At 57.1% G+C, this 14,536-nt stretch carries 23 protein-coding genes; 12 read left to right on the forward strand and 11 right to left on the reverse strand.

What is annotated here, in order from left to right:
• The first annotated feature begins 2 nt into the window (after positions 1 to 2).
• Positions 3 to 1,001: an amidoligase family protein gene (locus LAT62_RS09215; protein ID WP_293382370.1), complete on the forward strand. Its 999-nt coding sequence runs from the start codon at positions 3 to 5 to the stop codon at positions 999 to 1,001.
• Entirely contained in the window at positions 983 to 1,717 is a 735-nt protein-coding gene (locus LAT62_RS09220) for a gamma-glutamyl-gamma-aminobutyrate hydrolase family protein (protein WP_293382373.1), read from the forward strand. Before LAT62_RS09215 ends, LAT62_RS09220 begins: the two co-directional genes overlap by 19 nt.
• Here the strand turns inward: LAT62_RS09220 and LAT62_RS16370 are convergent.
• Positions 1,668 to 1,901: a helix-turn-helix domain-containing protein gene (locus LAT62_RS16370; protein WP_367120551.1), complete on the reverse strand. Its 234-nt coding sequence runs from the start codon at positions 1,899 to 1,901 to the stop codon at positions 1,668 to 1,670. The two genes, LAT62_RS09220 and LAT62_RS16370, sit on opposite strands and share 50 nt — an antisense overlap.
• Positions 1,902 to 2,113: 212 nt before the next feature.
• On the opposite strand from LAT62_RS16370, the gene LAT62_RS09230 reads away from it, so the two are divergent.
• From LAT62_RS09230 to LAT62_RS09255, 6 genes are all read left to right on the forward strand, one after another.
• Positions 2,114 to 2,776: a hypothetical protein gene (locus LAT62_RS09230; protein ID WP_293382376.1), complete on the forward strand. Its 663-nt coding sequence runs from the start codon at positions 2,114 to 2,116 to the stop codon at positions 2,774 to 2,776.
• Positions 2,773 to 3,438 (forward strand): hypothetical protein, encoded by a 666-nt coding sequence (locus LAT62_RS09235; RefSeq protein ID WP_293382379.1) that lies wholly within the window; start codon positions 2,773 to 2,775, stop codon positions 3,436 to 3,438. The genes LAT62_RS09230 and LAT62_RS09235 overlap by 4 nt, the downstream gene beginning before the upstream one ends.
• On the forward strand, positions 3,425 to 5,035 hold the full coding sequence (locus tag LAT62_RS09240) for a hypothetical protein (protein ID WP_293382382.1): 1,611 nt from the start codon (positions 3,425 to 3,427) through the stop codon (positions 5,033 to 5,035). The genes LAT62_RS09235 and LAT62_RS09240 overlap by 14 nt, the downstream gene beginning before the upstream one ends.
• Positions 5,036 to 5,098: 63 nt before the next feature.
• Entirely contained in the window at positions 5,099 to 5,524 is a 426-nt protein-coding gene (locus LAT62_RS09245) for a Fur family transcriptional regulator (RefSeq protein WP_293382385.1), read from the forward strand.
• 102 nt (positions 5,525 to 5,626) lie between these two features.
• Positions 5,627 to 6,661: a zinc ABC transporter substrate-binding protein gene (locus tag LAT62_RS09250; protein WP_293382388.1), complete on the forward strand. Its 1,035-nt coding sequence runs from the start codon at positions 5,627 to 5,629 to the stop codon at positions 6,659 to 6,661.
• Positions 6,662 to 6,708: 47 nt separating this feature from the next.
• On the forward strand, positions 6,709 to 7,449 hold the full coding sequence (locus LAT62_RS09255; protein ID WP_293382391.1) for a DUF3299 domain-containing protein: 741 nt from the start codon (positions 6,709 to 6,711) through the stop codon (positions 7,447 to 7,449).
• Positions 7,450 to 7,509: 60 nt separating this feature from the next.
• Here the strand turns inward: LAT62_RS09255 and LAT62_RS09260 are convergent, their stop codons facing one another.
• The 9 genes from LAT62_RS09260 to LAT62_RS09300 all read right to left on the reverse strand — a co-directional run bounded on the left by LAT62_RS09260 (position 7,510) and on the right by LAT62_RS09300 (position 12,573).
• Complete coding sequence (locus LAT62_RS09260) at positions 7,510 to 9,012, reverse strand: hypothetical protein (protein WP_293382394.1); 1,503 nt, start codon at positions 9,010 to 9,012, stop codon at positions 7,510 to 7,512.
• A gap of 118 nt (positions 9,013 to 9,130) precedes the next feature.
• Complete coding sequence (locus LAT62_RS09265; protein ID WP_293382397.1) at positions 9,131 to 9,391, reverse strand: HigA family addiction module antitoxin; 261 nt, start codon at positions 9,389 to 9,391, stop codon at positions 9,131 to 9,133.
• A 59-nt stretch (positions 9,392 to 9,450) separates the two neighbouring features.
• Complete coding sequence (locus LAT62_RS09270; RefSeq protein ID WP_293382400.1) at positions 9,451 to 9,780, reverse strand: type II toxin-antitoxin system RelE/ParE family toxin; 330 nt, start codon at positions 9,778 to 9,780, stop codon at positions 9,451 to 9,453.
• Positions 9,781 to 10,050: a type II toxin-antitoxin system Phd/YefM family antitoxin gene (locus LAT62_RS09275; RefSeq protein WP_293382403.1), complete on the reverse strand. Its 270-nt coding sequence runs from the start codon at positions 10,048 to 10,050 to the stop codon at positions 9,781 to 9,783. It abuts the gene before it with no gap.
• Positions 10,051 to 10,147: 97 nt separating this feature from the next.
• Positions 10,148 to 10,699, reverse strand: coding sequence for a GNAT family N-acetyltransferase (locus LAT62_RS09280; protein WP_293382406.1), 552 nt, complete (start codon positions 10,697 to 10,699; stop codon positions 10,148 to 10,150).
• Between the two features lie 92 nt (positions 10,700 to 10,791).
• Positions 10,792 to 11,244 carry a GNAT family N-acetyltransferase gene (locus tag LAT62_RS09285; RefSeq protein ID WP_293382410.1) on the reverse strand — a complete coding sequence of 151 codons (453 nt, stop codon included), beginning with the start codon at positions 11,242 to 11,244 and terminating at the stop codon, positions 10,792 to 10,794.
• Positions 11,245 to 11,267: 23 nt separating this feature from the next.
• The gene (locus LAT62_RS09290; protein ID WP_293382413.1) at positions 11,268 to 11,738 is read right to left on the reverse strand and encodes a GNAT family N-acetyltransferase; all 471 of its coding nucleotides are present in this window, start codon (positions 11,736 to 11,738) and stop codon (positions 11,268 to 11,270) included.
• A 69-nt stretch (positions 11,739 to 11,807) separates the two neighbouring features.
• Positions 11,808 to 12,227 (reverse strand): GNAT family acetyltransferase, encoded by a 420-nt coding sequence (locus tag LAT62_RS09295; protein ID WP_293382416.1) that lies wholly within the window; start codon positions 12,225 to 12,227, stop codon positions 11,808 to 11,810.
• Between the two features lie 46 nt (positions 12,228 to 12,273).
• Positions 12,274 to 12,573 carry a putative quinol monooxygenase gene (locus LAT62_RS09300; RefSeq protein ID WP_293382419.1) on the reverse strand — a complete coding sequence of 100 codons (300 nt, stop codon included), beginning with the start codon at positions 12,571 to 12,573 and terminating at the stop codon, positions 12,274 to 12,276.
• A 190-nt stretch (positions 12,574 to 12,763) separates the two neighbouring features.
• Between LAT62_RS09300 and LAT62_RS09305 the strand changes: the two genes are divergently transcribed.
• The 4 genes from LAT62_RS09305 to LAT62_RS09320 all read left to right on the forward strand — a co-directional run bounded on the left by LAT62_RS09305 (position 12,764) and on the right by LAT62_RS09320 (position 13,920).
• A complete protein-coding gene (locus LAT62_RS09305) occupies positions 12,764 to 13,015 on the forward strand; it encodes a type II toxin-antitoxin system Phd/YefM family antitoxin (protein ID WP_293382422.1) in 252 nt (83 codons plus the stop codon).
• Entirely contained in the window at positions 13,012 to 13,266 is a 255-nt protein-coding gene (locus LAT62_RS09310) for a Txe/YoeB family addiction module toxin (protein ID WP_293382425.1), read from the forward strand. Before LAT62_RS09305 ends, LAT62_RS09310 begins: the two co-directional genes overlap by 4 nt.
• Positions 13,267 to 13,421: 155 nt before the next feature.
• Positions 13,422 to 13,643 carry a hypothetical protein gene (locus LAT62_RS09315; RefSeq protein WP_293382428.1) on the forward strand — a complete coding sequence of 74 codons (222 nt, stop codon included), beginning with the start codon at positions 13,422 to 13,424 and terminating at the stop codon, positions 13,641 to 13,643.
• On the forward strand, positions 13,636 to 13,920 hold the full coding sequence (locus LAT62_RS09320) for a type II toxin-antitoxin system RelE/ParE family toxin (RefSeq protein WP_293382431.1): 285 nt from the start codon (positions 13,636 to 13,638) through the stop codon (positions 13,918 to 13,920). The genes LAT62_RS09315 and LAT62_RS09320 overlap by 8 nt, the downstream gene beginning before the upstream one ends.
• 67 nt (positions 13,921 to 13,987) lie before the next feature.
• Here the strand turns inward: LAT62_RS09320 and LAT62_RS09325 are convergent, their stop codons facing one another.
• Entirely contained in the window at positions 13,988 to 14,467 is a 480-nt protein-coding gene (locus LAT62_RS09325) for a GNAT family N-acetyltransferase (RefSeq protein ID WP_293382434.1), read from the reverse strand.
• Positions 14,468 to 14,536 lie beyond the last annotated feature (69 nt).

A 14,536-nucleotide genomic window follows, 5' to 3' on the forward strand; every position in this document is an offset into this window, starting at 1 on the left:
GCATGACTGAACACACGCTGGACCTGCCGCCCCTGACCCGGACTTCTGCGGGCGAAGAGCGGCGGGTCGGTATCGAAATCGAGCTGGCCGGCTTTGAGCTGAACCGCCTGACAGACCTGGTGGCCCGGCACCTGGGTCTTGCTGTCGAGCAACGTGGTCGATACGAGCACGCGTTGACCGGTGACACCGCCGGAGACTGGATTGTCGAACTGGATTTCAATCTACTGAAAGAAATGGGCCGGCAGGACCCGCATCAGGACCCGCTGCTGGATGAAGTGCGCAGCACCGCAGAGCACTGGTTGCACCGAGCCGCAGAGCAGGTGGTGCCAATGGAGCTGGTCAGCCCGCCGCTGCCCCTGTCGCGCCTGGATGAAGTGGAAACGCTTATGGCCTTTCTGCGCGAGCAGGGCGCCAAAGGCAGTTCCGACAACTGGGTCAATGCCTTCGGTCTGCAGCTGAATTCGGAAATGCCGGCACTCGATGCGGATACTCTGACCCGTTACATGAAGGCGTATCTGTGCCTGGCTGACTGGCTGGTAGAGCGGGTTGATGTCGACCTGACACGACGGCTGACGAGCTATATCGACCCCTACCCGATCGAGTATGTCCGCCTGGCCACTGATCCGGACTATCAGCCGGATATAGCCCGGTTCATCGGCGACTATCTGGTCGCCAACCCGACCCGCAACCGCTCTCTCGACTGGCTGCCCGTGCTGGCGCATATCGATGAACAGCGGGTGCGCAAGGCCGTCGACGACACCCTGCTGAAACCCAGGCCGGCGCTGCATTACCGGTTGCCCAATTGCGAGATTCACCGCGCCGACTGGGGGCTGCATAGCGTCTGGCGAGACTGGCTGGTGGTAGAACGCCTGGCCAGCAACCCGGAACAACTTGCGGCCTGCTGCAAGGCCTATCAGAAACATCTGGCCCGCAATGGTCTTGAACGCTGGTGGACCAACTGGGTAAAAGAACTGGAGGCAGATTGGCTCGGCAGCCTTTGAACAACTCTGTGCGTGATGATCCGCGACCCCTGATCGCCGTGACCGGCCCCCGCCGGGGTGCGTTCGGGCCACGCTCCTGCGTGGCTCTGGGACTATGGCTGGCCGGAGGTCGACCGGTGCAGGTGCGTCCCGGAGAGCTCTCTGCGCAGTGGCCCTGGCAGGGCGTGGTGATCACGGGCGGTCATGATGTTGACCCGGTGCTCTATGCCGCAGAACCCGAGGTTAAACCCAGGTACGACAACGAGCGGGATGCGTTTGAAACACAGATGATTCAGCAGTGCATGAGTCGGGGTACGCCGGTGCTGGGCATCTGTCGCGGTTCGCAACTGCTCAATGTGGCCCTTGGCGGCACTCTGTTTCAGGATATTCGCCCCCGGCGACCCCGCCGTGCCAACCGTCGCTCATTGCTGCCGGTACGCACCATCAGGGCCGCCGCAGGCAGCCGGCTTGCCAAAGAGCTCGGCGTCACCCGATGTCGGGTCAACAATCTGCACAGCCAGGCGATTGACCGGGTTGCCTCGACATTCAATGCGGTGGCCTGGGACAGGGACGACATTATTCAGGGTGTGGAGTATGGGGGAGAAGACCGATTCATCATGGGTGTGCAGTGGCACCCCGAATTTCTGCTTTATCAGCCCCGACAGCGGGCGCTGTTTCGGGCATTGATCACCGCCTCGAGGCGGACGACTGATCACCCGCCAACCAATCAATCGTGACGTTGCAATTGCGGGCGATCTGCCGGGCTTTGCTGAGCGTGGGCTCGGAGCCCTGCAGGTATTTGCGTACCAGGCTTTCACTCAGGCCCACCTCGCGGGCAAAGCCGCTGACGGTACGGTCGCCAATAAGGCTGCGCAGGCGCTTCTGAAAGCTGATTTTTGGCGGTTGCGGTCCGGAACTCACAGTACACTCATCCCTGCCGTTAAGTACATGATAAGTATGGCATTCTAACAGGTGTCGGCAAGATTTTTCTGCACTTTAGGTCCAACTTTTGGTAACAGTTTGCACCAGCGCACCTTTTTGATCGGTTTTTTCCGATAGGCTTGTGCTGATTTTCGGGTTTGCTAGAGTGGCTCGGGCAAGGGTTGGCAACACTGATTTCAAGGGAGTGCAACATGTCCAATATTGCCGGTAAAGCATATGCCATGAACGTGGTCACGCCCTTGCGGCGCGGCCAGATGGTGATAACCCGCCTGATTCACTGGTTGGCAGGCACCTGGCTGTTTCGCAGCAAGTTGCTGGGCCTCCAAACCTTGTCCCTGATCCATTATGCCGGCTGGGCCGTGCTGCCACGCAACCGCTGGCCCAGGCTCGATAACGAGCAGCCCCGTGAGCAACTGCACTACAACTATTATCTGTTCTTCAGCAACTTCAACGGCAGTTGGGAGCAGTATGTCGACTCCTTTTCATCAGCTATCCCGGCCGGGCTCGACCTGATGTGGCTGGGCAATGTGGGCTATCCCAAATCGGTGCCGCGCAATCCGTTTCACGCCTATATCGAACACAACCAGATCTGGACCGACCACTATTACAGCGCCTATCCGCTGGCGGCCAGCAATGACGTCAAGGCGGCCTGCCGGCTCATGCCGGATTTGCTGACGCTGGCCGACAGTGCAGGCCGACTGAGCGCGGAAGAGTTCGGCCGCCGCTATCGGGGCCTGCTGGCCAGCCATCAGGATGATCTGGGGCTGGTTGCCGAAAGCCCGGTGGTATCTCTGGCCCATAAGGCAGTAGCTGAGCGACGGCGTCGCGAACAGGACGCGGAGGACGCCCAATGAGCAACCGGTCCGGCAATGCCCGGTCCTTGATTGCCCTGACCCCGATTCGAGAGGGCGTCACCGAGGCCGGCGAGAGCTATGCCTATCGCCTGCGGCGTTTGCTGCAGACGCTCCCCCTGCATACGCAGAGTCCGTTTGCCCGAGTGCCCGACACCTATCTGGCCCGCTGGTTTCTGTTGGATGATGTCCGGTATCAGGGTGGCCCGGCGAAAGAAGACCATCTGGAGAACCGCTACCTGGCGTTGCTGGTGCAGTTTTACGGGCCTACCGATCGCTGGCTGCGCAATCTCTGGCAACAGGCGCACTCGACCCTAGAACAGTTGTATTGCCATGCCTGGGGTTTTGCGGATGTGCGAACAGCGGAAGACTGGCAGCGCTATCTGGAGCGCTGCCGCGTGCCTACCGGCTACTTTTTCAATGGGTCCAATGATGACCCCTTGCTGGCGCAACTGAAGGCGCTCTATTTGCGCCAGATGCTGACCCACTTTGCGATCGAACATCAGGGGGCTTCCGATGAAGCGCTGCATCAGGCGTTCTTGCAGTGGGTGCAGAAGCATGAGCCAGCGAACCTGACCGCACCGACCTGGCAGCCGGGGGCCGCGACTCTGGCCGAGGCACTGCGTTTCCAGCGTGAACAGGGAGAATCCGATGACAAGGATTGATCTGAACGATGTCCAGGGCAACCTGGTCAAACCCTATGGCCGCTATGGCTACCCGGTTGCCCGCTATCTGTTTCTGCAGATCAAACAGGCGGATCAGGCGCGCCGCTGGCTGGAATCCATTATCCCGTTGGTCACCACGGGCGCTCCCTGGCCTGATCGTCAGGCTCAGGCGGACCATCCTCCGCTGCCCGACTGGACACTCAATCTGGCGTTTACCGCGGCGGGCCTTCAGGCGATCGGCGTGCCGGAAAAATCGCTGAATGAGTTTCCGGACGAGTTCCGCCTGGGTATGCGGGCGCGCTGCGACATCCTCGGCGATGACGGGCCCTCTGCCCCCGAGCACTGGGACCCGGTGTGGCACCAGGGAGACGTGCACCTGTGGCTGTCGATCAATGCGCGTAACGAGATACTGCTGGAGCAGGGCTATGCCGACATGGTCGCCCGGCTGGGCGCCTACAGCCCCGGCCTGGTTCTGCTGTGCGGCCATCGGGACGACCATGGCGACGAGTCGCCCTTTCAGAGCGCCGGTGCACTGCGCGAGAACGGGCGTGTGGTGCCCAAGGAGCATTTCGGGTTTGTCGATGGCATTTCCGACCCCTATTTCGAAGGCTGTGGCCAGCCGGCCAATCACGTCATTGGCGAAGGCAAGCCTACCCGGGGTGAACCCGGCGATGCCTCCGGCTGGGAACCGCTGGCGACCGGTGAATTTGTGCTGGGCTATCGCGACGAGGCCGACGAATACCCCCTGGCGGTGCTGCCCGGCACCCTGACCCGCAACGGCACCTTCATGGTGTATCGAAAACTGCATCAGAACGTGGCGAGCTGGCGACGCTACCTGGACGAGGCCGGTCAGCAGTTTCCCGGCGGGCCGCGCAAGATGGCCGCCAAGATGGCCGGGCGCTGGGACAATGGAGCGCCACTGACCGAGTTTCCCACCGAGGTCGAAGCGGATGCCTTTATGGCCGAGCTGGAAAAAGTGCGTGAAGCGCGCCGCAACCCAGACAACTCCCATGCCGAAAAACTGCGCCTCGAGGACGAGTACGCCCGCTTGCGTCAGCGCATGAAGGCCTTCAATTATGCGGCCGACATACCGGGCGGACGTTGTCCGGTCGGCGCTCACATTCGGCGAGCCAATCCGCGGGGTGCTCTGGAGTTCGGCCAGGACGGCGCCTTCAACTCACCGGCAGCGCTGACCGACCGGCGGCGCTTGCTGCGCCGCGGTCTGCCTTATGGCAGCAGCCCGCCGGACACCACCGATGACGGCGATCACGGTATTATCCTGATGGTGCTCGGGGCCAGCATCAAACGGCAGTTCGAGTTTGTGCAGCAGGAATGGATGAACTACGGCAACGACTTCCGCCTGGGCAATGAACGCGACCCACTTGTCGGCAATCAGCCCACAGGCCGGGAAGACCCTGCCGGGCAGCCGGGCGGCCATTTCAAGGTGCCGGGCGGCGACACCACCGAAGGTCGGGAGCCTCCCCATTTCTGTGCCGGCATCCCCCGGTTCGTGGAAACCCGCGGCGGTGACTACTTCTTTGTGCCGTCCCTGTCGGCGTTGCATATGCTCGCAGCAGGGATAATCGATCCTACCTGATTCACAACCCGGACTGTGCCATAATAGGGCACCGGAAAAGGTGAATGGGAGCAGTGGATTGAAATGGCCGATTTAGCCCAGGCATCTGCCTGGTGCGCCCAGCGTGGAGAAAAGTTCACTCCGACGCGGCGTGCCGTATTCGAAATCCTCGCAGAGCAGGATCAGGCACTGACGGCCTACCAGTTGCTGGAGCGCCTGCAGCAGGCCATGCCACACGCCAAACCGCCCACCATTTACCGGGCGCTCGAATTCCTGCAGCGCATGGGTTTGATCCATCGGATCGATTCACGCAACGCCTTTGTGGTGTGCGACGACTTTCCCCATCACCATGATTCGGCCTTTCTGGTCTGCCAGGAGTGTGGTGGCGTCACTGAAGTCACCATGGATCATGTGGTGGAAAAAATTGCCGCAGATGCCGCCGCCCAGGACTTCTCCGTCAAGCACGCCACCGTGGAAATTCGCGGTGTTTGTAAGCAGTGCCAAAACTGATTCGACAACAGACCGTCAAGGCATTACATTGCCTCGACAGTGTTACGTTATAACTCTACATCCGACACTCCAGTGCACATTGCCCATATTGAAGTCTCACTCATGAAGTTCAGATACCGCCTACCAGGGACTGGTCAGTACGCAACGCCCGACACCGCTGCTTTTCCAGCCGGCTGGAAGCGCGCTTGTCTGGTTGTGCTGGCTGCCTTGCTGGCGCCGCCTGTCAGTTGGGCCGAGGGTCAGGATTTTCCAAAGGTGTCGGTCAGTATTGCCCCGATACACAGTTGGGTCAGTCAGGTCAGTGGTGACCTCTGGGCGCCGGAACTGTTGCTCTCAGCTCAGGTGGATCCGCACAATGCGCTGCTGCGGCCTTCGCAGCGCCGTTTGGTGGAAGAGGCCGACTGGGTGGTCTGGGCCGGGCCCCAACTGGAAGCCGGACTGCAGCCACTGGTGAGCAGAATTGACGCAGAGCGCCGCTGGACAATGACCGACAGTGATGTCGATCTGGTACTGCATGAGTTTCGGGAAGCCGGCACCCTGTTTGCCACGCCGCAGGACGACGATGACGACCATATGCCGGACATTGATTTCCCGGGGGGTGATGCACCCGCCAATGCACACCGCAGTGGGGCAGACCCGCACCTGTGGCTGGACCCGGACAATGCCCGCAAGGCTTTCGGGTATATCGCAACTCGACTCAGCGAGCTGGACCCGGAGCACGCTGACACCTACCAGGCCAATGCCGAGCAGGCAGTGGCAGCATTGGAAGAGGATGTGGCGGACTGGGAAGCCCGACTGGCCGAGGCTGATATCCGGCCTTATGTGGTATTCCATGACGGTTATCAGTATTTCGACCGTCGCTTTGGCATTCCCTTCGCCGGGGCCGTGACCCTGAACCCGGAACAGTTGCCGGGCCTGCGCACGGTCAATGAGATGCGCCAGGCAATGGCCGGTGAAGCCGTCGGTTGCCTGTTTGCCGAGGTCCAGTATCCGGATCGACTCGTACAGGCTATCGGATCCGGCTTCGGGTTGGAGATCCGCCGACTCGACGCCCTGGGTGCCGATATAGAGCCAGGCCCGGATCATTACCGCGAACTGATGACCCGACTGGTCGACAATTTTACAGAATGTACTTGAACTGAATTCGATGCGTGCTGTCACAAGACGGCAGAGGTGAAAGAACGATGGAAACACAGAGCGTCAGCCAAAAGCCGACATTGTATCGAGGCTTGCCCCTGTCGTTGCTGCTGTCCAGTGCCTTGGTATTGGCAGCCTGCTCCGACAATGGCCCGCCCGGGTCCGCCATGGATCCGACCGGGCAGGGCGGCTCAGGTACCGGCAATGGCAACCTGACTTCCGAGCTCTCTGCCGATGAAATGGATGCAGAGCCCGAGATCGGTACCGAGGCCCCGCAAATCGCCGCACCGGTTACCGAGCGCAGCCGCGAGGCCGGTGAAGACGGCTATGTTGAGATGGACTGGGACGAGCTGCTGCCGCCGAACTTCAGTTTCGAACCCTGGCTGGACGAGCTCAATCTCGAGGACTACAACATTGCCGAACTGGATGACAATGATCCGGAAGCGCAGCGCCTCTACGCCGACCTGAAAGAACTGCTGGCGGATGTGCCTTCCTCGATGGAACTGGATGGCGTAAAAGGCCGCCTGCCGGGCTTTGCCGTGCCCATCGAGTTTGATGGCAACAAGGTCTACAGCTTCCTGCTGGTGCCCTACTTCGGCGCCTGTATCCATACCCCGCCACCACCGGCCAACCAGATGGTCTATGTGGAATACGAGCAGGGTTTCGAACTGCCAAGCCTGTATGAACCGGTGATCATCGAAGGCGCTTTTGACGTCGCCACTCATGTCGCCGATGGCCTGGGCACCGCCGGCTACAGCATGATGGCAGACAAGGTCACGCTATACTGAGCTCGGCCTGCCAAGGCTGAGCAATGCGGGAGCATAGTCTGGCTATGCTCCTCGCGCTTGTCAGCGTTCGCCATCACTGACAAATTCCGCTACATCCTGCGCGAACTCGGCATTCACATGCGGCCATGAATAGAACATGTGGCCGCCTTCGTACAGGCGCTCTTCGATGCGCTCGCGCACCCGCGCGTCCATATTCACCTGGTTCAGGATGCGTTTGGAGGCGAAGTAGGGTGTCACCATGTCGAAGCGACCATGCACGATCATGGCCCGCATATTGGGGTTTCCAGCCATGCCGATGCGGAAATCTTCTACCGACGAAGGCAGCTCGAACATGTCGAGTTCTTTTTCGTCATTCTTCCATTGCTTGAAGGCATCGAAATTCAGCAGGGTGTATTCGAGTGGCGTCTCCACCCCGAGCTCCTCGAAGTACCACTGGTGCAAAGCGTTCTGGAAGATGTGGAAGAAGTGGAACAGGGCGTTTTCAATCGCCTCGCCATTGCTGGTCCGGTGCGGGAAGGGGTCGAGGCTGTACTGGCTGCCATCGTAAAGGTCGACGATCTCGCCATGTTCCTTGCGCACCATGCGGCCATAGTCATGCATCATGATGCGGCCGCTGGCCGAGCTGACAAAGTCGCGATCCAGGCCCATCATGTCGGCCACTGTGTTCCAGATGGTCTCACTTTGCTTGGCGGGCATCAGTCGCCCGGCCACCAGAGCCTGGGCGAAGTCGCTGATACTGAATTGTTCGGCTTCCTCCAGCACGGTGGCCATGTCAGCATCTTTGGCAAAATGCCGTCCGATGCCGTTCTCATGGGCGATTGCGGCATAGGTTGGCAACTGATTCACCCACTGGCTGGTGCTGTTGTCGGAACTTGAGGTGTCGCGGAACTGCCAGATCGGAGAAATGCTGATGACGCCCGCTGTGCCCAGGCCATAGTCCCTGTGCAGCCGCTTGGCCATCCGGCAGGTACGATAACCGCCGTAACTCTCTCCGGCAAAATAAAGTGGGCGGCGCCACAGCTTGTGCTGGCGCATGAAACGACGCATGAACTGGCCGATGGAATCCAGGTCTTTGCCGGTCGCCCAGTAGGGGTTCGTGTCGGCGTCTTCCGACTTGGGCTTGGTCTTGTCTTCGTTCTCCTTCGGTTCGGCTTCGATCAGATGGCTGAAACCGGTCCCGATCGGGTCGATGAACACCAGGTCGGCAAACGATAGCCAACTGTCGGGGTTGCCCAACAATGAACGATTGGCGCCGTCGAACTGGCCATTCGCATCCCGGGGTACGGCCATGGGGCCGGCACAGGCAAAATGCAGGAACACCGACGAAGCGCCCGGACCGCCATTGATGCAGAACACCACGGGCCGATCGGGGTCAGCCTCTTCGGCGAGGTAGGCCGTATGAAACATACGGGCCTTGGGCTTGTTTTTCTCGTGGATATCGAGCCAATCGGCCACGACCCGGGCCGAGATCTCTCCGCCGGCCAGCTTGAAGACACGAGTGGTTTCAACACCACGATGTGGGTTTTCCGGAACCTTGGATTGAGCTGCTTCTTTTTCAGACATTGCACCCGCCTCTTCCTTGATTGATTAAAGGTGTGACACTAGCAAGTTTCACAGATGATTCAATTGCGCTGTGGGCTGGCAACACTATTGCCTGTGCCTAGAGAGAACTTGGCTGTGGTTATGCAGCATCCAGCGGCTTGATCCGATCAACCTCGTCCTTGACCGATTGTGCCGCCTCCCAAAGATCAACAGCACGTTGTGCATTCAGCCAAAATTCCGGAGAATTGCCAAATAAACGTGCCAGCCGAAGCGCCATCTCGGGGCTGACAGCACGTCGTTCACGCAACAGTTCATTGATTGACTGACGCGAGACGCCAACCGACTCAGCCAGCCCTGAAACGGTCAGATTGTAGTCCGGCAAAAAGTCCTCTCGCAGCATTTAACCTGGATGCGTAGGCTTGCGCTGCATGCCGGTGGTGTTGGGAATGGCCATAGCCATTACCTCAATCCAATGGGGTTATGTGTTGTGAGCGATTCGTTGTCGGGTAATATGAGTTGCCGCTCACTTCGCCAGACTCTTATAAGCACAACTTCTATTTCTTGTCTGAGGTAGACAGCTCGAAAAGGCGTGTGGATCAATTCGCGAATATGATCCAGATTGAATTCAGGAACTACTCGACCTGCATCAGGGTGGGGTTGAAGCATTTCAAAATGCGTCAGAATAGCGGCCACGTACTGGTCACCAATTTGCGGCACATCCTGGTCTTTGTAGTACTCCTGAATGGCCTGCAAGTCATCCAGGGCTGACTTTGCGATCCTTAGTTCCATTCACTTGATACCCAGTGTTGCCTTGGCATCCTCCAGCGATACGGTATTGCCCTCTCGAACATCCATAAGCCCCTGCGCCACCGCTTTTACAAACCGCAATTCCTCAGCGGTTTTTTCATAATCCTCAAGCCCCTGCACTACCGCTACGCCGCGGCCACGACTGGTAAGCAGTATGGGGCGATGCGTATCCTGCGCGCGACCAACCACCTTGCCGGGATTGATTTTCAGATCTGACAGAGGAATGACATCCTCGGAAAATTTCACCTGCATTGCGATCACCCATGCATTGACTTGGTGCTATCAATAGCACCTGTTAACAGGTGCTGTCAAGAAGCGACACACTAGGCGCAGCCAATTGACGTGATTGCTATACACTCTCGGCCGGGTTGGTCTTGGCCGTCAACACATGATCCTCCCACCGACCATTGATCTTGAGATACGACCTTGCAAACCCTTCCCGCTCAAAGCCCAGCTTTTCCAGCAGCCGAGCACTGCGGGTGTTGGAGGGCATATGGTTCGCCATTACCCGATGCAGCTCCGCAGTTTCGAAAACGTAATCCAGAGCCGCTTCGAGCATTTCCCGCATGTAGCCTTTTCCTTGATAGGCTGAGTCTACCGAGAACCCCAGGTAACATGCCTGAAAAGGCCCACGGACAATGTTGGTAAAATTACAGCAGCCGACCAGTTCGGAGGTTTTGTTGTCCACTCCCCACAGGCGAATGGATCTCCCCTGTGTGAACTCCTCGAAACCCTCATCCAGGGCTTTCTTGCACGCCGCTTCTTCATAGTAGGCGCTGTCCCGCAACGGCTCCCAGGGTGCGAGGTGCTCACGGTTTCTCAGACGGTACTGCAGCAGGCTCTTCGAGTAGTCCGAAGACAGCAGCCGCAACGTCGTCCTTCCTGTATCAATCTGGATCATCAAAACCTGCTCTGAGTAAATTGCACCGGAAAGAAGTGGAGTGTGGGCTGAACGCGACTATGCTACATGACCCGGATAGTGCCGGGTACGGCTCACACCTCCGGTTTGGTCTGCAAAGACTTGGTGTAGCAGTGCTGTGTCTTAAGCAGATCATACCCGCGGCCCGCATAGAACGAGTGAGCCTCTGGGCGTAGGACATTGGATCGGACCCGCATCATGGATGCGCCATGAGACCGAGCCCATGTCTCGGCAGCAGCAACGAGGGCACCGCCAACTCCAGCACACCGGGCGCTTGAAGAAACAACCAGCCCGGTGATCTCGAAAGAAATACCAGACTCGATGGTGAGGCGCCTTTCTGCGTTGATCAGACCGAGCAGGTCACCGCCAGGATCTGTTGCGACGATGACGAGGTATCGATCTTCCTTGATCAGTGCCGCAAGGCGGGTCTCCATGTCTTGGGATGACACCGGATAGCCGAGTTCCTCGACAAGCCGTGCAATCGCGGCTGAGTCTTCGATGGTGGCGGGTCTGAGCGAAACCTGCATTTCTGTGCCTGACACCTCTAACATTAACCAGTCTGCAATCTGATGTTCCTGTGCTTTTTACCATCCAGCTCAAAACAGGTTTCACCCGTTTCGACAAAACCCAATCTATCATAGAAACGAAGTGCCGCTTGATTGCCTTCCCAGCACGTCAGGAAAAGTGGAGATGACGAGTGGTTCTTCAGCTCTTCTACCAACAAGCGGCCAACGCCCAAACCCTTGAATCGCGGGAGTACATAAAGCGTCTCGATTTCCCCGGTCCCATCATCAAGGACCGCCAGGCCAAGCAGTGACGCTTTTGATTCGGCTACCAACACGGTTTTTTCCGATACTCTTTTCTTCAGGCTATCTGCGGAGTACTCCGACAGAACGTAGCTCGCAAGGGGCGCTTCAATGCCTTCCATGCAATAGGTATCGATCCAAACGGTGATGCACAGAGTGGCCAGGGAGTCTGCGTCTGATGGTTTGGCTTTTCTGATGTGTACTGGCTTGCTCATAGCACCTGTTCAATGCTGGTGTTCGTTGCCCGAAAGCAATGCTTTCTCCGGTGGGCTTTGTTAATGACCTTACTGGTCTTGAATCAACCGTTTTCCCAGGCCGACAACATTGTCATTCCCGTAGCCCAAGGCTGTATAGAACTCTATCACGTCCGTGTTCGTGGCTCTGATCTGGAGGTTGATCTTCGGGCAGCCTTTGGCCGCCAGAAGGCGTTCCACAGCCTCTGCCATCAATCGGCCGTGCCCGCTTCTCTGACGGCCTGGCTTTACCGCGAGATAGTTGATCCAGCCACGGTGGCCTTCATAGCCACCCATCACGGTAGCGACCAGTTCGCCGCCTGCTTCACCGACCAGAAAGAGTTCGGGGTTCACTTCCAGCTTGCGGTCAATGTCCTTGTCAGGATCATTATGAGGCACGACCAGGCCGGTCTCCTTCCAGAGCCTTATGACGGCTGATCTGTCTTTTTCCTCGAAGGGTCGAATGTGCATAGGACTGTTCACGACCGCCATAGTTGGTTGCCGCTCCTTTGAATGGCTATTCCACAGTTTGATATTTGCGAAAGTCCGGCTTCTCTGCCAACAGTCCCGGCAACTGACTCAGGGCGTTTTTGATGTAGGGTTTTTCCAAATGAGCATCCAGAGCTTCGGATGATTCCCACTCTTCGATAAAGCGGAACTCGTGCTTATTGTCCTCATTTTGCCACAGCTCGTAACGCAGGCATCCCGACTCTTGTCGAGTCGGTGCGATGAGCCCTCGCAAAAGGTCACCGAGCTGCTCGGCCTTGCCTTCCTGGGCGATCTGGGTAACCACCAGCCTGACTTTATTGGATGACATTGCTATCTCCTATCATGTTGCAAACTCCCGATGTGTTCGCGAACCACTTGCCTCAAATGCATAACTTCCGTTTCACGCTCCGGTTTGGCGCTGCGAAGCCGCGGAACATAGGTAGCCGCGCAGCCGATTGTTAAGTCCTCTAGCGTACGATATTATGAACATGAACAACATCCTGTACAGGAGCAGCCTGATGGATGCCATCAGCTACACAGCCGCCAGAACCAATCTAGCAAAAACCATGGAGCAGGTCTGTGAAGACCATTCTCCTGTGATCATCACCCGCAGCAAAGCACAGTCCGTGGTGATGATTTCCCTTGAGGACTACGAGGCGTTGCAAGAGACTGCCTACCTCCTGCGCGCACCAAAAAACGCCCGTCGATTGCTGGAATCCGTTGCCGAGCTCGAGCAAGGCGGAGGCCAGGAAAAGGAACTTCCTAAATGAAACTCATCTTCTCCGAGAATGCCTGGGAAGACTATCTGTACTGGCAGAAAACTGAAAAAAAGATCCTCAACCGAATCAACAAGCTGATCAAGGAAACCAAGCGAGAACCGTTTGCAGGTGTGGGTAAACCCGAGCCTCTCAAACACAGTCTCGCCGGTTACTGGTCGCGGCGAATCAACGATGAGCACCGAATGGTTTACAAGGTCGCGGATGACGCTTTGCTTATCGCCCAGCTAAGGTATCACTACTGAAGTGTCCCGAATTAACCACTCGGGACACTAGGCACCGCACTTTGCGGCTAATTTGTATCGCCAGCGGAAAATAGTCCGACAACAGCGACTTGCAGCAATTTGTCTCAAATGTGGCATCTTGCTACAATTGAGACGGCCCAAAGTAGGAGATGAAGATGGCTACGAACAGTATTCGCTTGGATCAAAAGCTTGTTGAAAGGGCTACTATTATAGCCAAGGCGCTTAATCGAACCCCGCCCAAGCAAATAGAACATTGGGCGAAAATCGGCGAGATGATGGAAGACAACCCCGATTTACCCTACGAGTTTGTGAGGCAGGCCATTATCGCACAGGCAGAACGGGATGCCGGAAAGCTGGAGGCCTACGATTTTGGTTAAGGCCACAACCGTATTACAAACCCCAACATTCAAGAAAGCGGTGAAGAAGCTTAAGCCCAACCAGAAAAAGGACCTTGATTTGGCCATCAAGGAGCTAATGGCCGACCCCAGTATCGGAGAACAAAAGAAAGGGGATCTGGCCTTTCTGCGAGTCCACAAGTTCAAAATGAACAAGCAACTGACTCTGCTGGGCTACAGTTTCGATGATGGCGCTCTGGTACTTGAGCTGATGGCTCTGGGCTCACACGAAAATTTCTACCGCGATATCAAACGATGAGAATGGCCTTGCGGCGCCGAGGCGCACCAATGACCCTGGTCCCATTGATTACGGGAGGAAGTCCAGCCTAAAACACCAATGCCATCAGGTAATCATCAATGTAGTCGGGTGAAGATGAGCGCTTGTAGAACTTGCGGAGTGTGCCTTCATGCTCAAAACCCATCTTTTTGTAAAAGCGAATAGCTTTGTCGTTGTCGCTTTCCACAATGATTTCAATCCTTAGTATGCCTTCGTTGCGTAGCTCAGTTATCTCATTTTCAAGAATCTCCCTCGCTATACCTGTTCCGTGATGTTTTGGTGCCACCGCGAACGTACCTATGTAGGCAACATGGCTGGCTCTGCCCGGATAGCGATCTGCCTTGTAGAAGCCAGCAATGCTGTTTTCTATTTCATACACATAGAACGTTTTGCTATTCAGCAACTCCGAATAAATGTCGGTAAACTGGTTCATCTCCATCGGCTCATAGCCGAGATATGGGTTAACAGATTTATCCATGTATATGGAAAAGACCGATTCAATATCTTCCTTTCTGGCGCTTCTCTTCATGAACCTCTTCCCTATGCGTTGCTACAGAACGATTTCCAAACGCGGCCACTTGTGTAGCCACTGTTTTGT

It is taken from the genome of Natronospirillum sp. (genome assembly GCF_022565775.1).
GTDB lineage: Bacteria > Pseudomonadota > Gammaproteobacteria > Pseudomonadales > Natronospirillaceae > Natronospirillum.